This is a genomic window from Rhizobium ecuadorense, assembly GCF_001187535.1.
GTDB classification, from domain to species: domain Bacteria; phylum Pseudomonadota; class Alphaproteobacteria; order Rhizobiales; family Rhizobiaceae; genus Rhizobium; species Rhizobium ecuadorense.
Genome location: NZ_LFIO01000011.1, coordinates 1 through 207, shown reverse-complemented (window position 1 = coordinate 207; position 207 = coordinate 1). Strand labels below are relative to the sequence as shown.

The 207-nt window shown below is 64.3% G+C and carries 1 protein-coding gene; it reads left to right on the top strand.

Annotated features, from left to right (window positions below; translation table 11 throughout):
- Positions 1-207: ABC transporter substrate-binding protein (locus tag AF337_RS00035; protein WP_160320223.1), on the top strand; the 207-nt coding region annotated here is incomplete at both ends.

Sequence of the window (207 nt, the reverse complement as noted above, 5' to 3'; positions counted from 1 at the left end):
GGTGATGACCGGATCGTCGGCATGCCGAACTTCATCATGCGCGGCTTCCGCCATCGCTGCATTATCACCACCAAGGATAGTCCGATCCGCAAGCTGTCCGATCTGGCCGGCAAGAACATCGGCGTGACCGGCTGGCGCGATTCCGGAAATACCTGGACCCGTGCCGCGTTGCGCCGGGAGGGCGTCGGCGTCGAGGACGCCATGTGG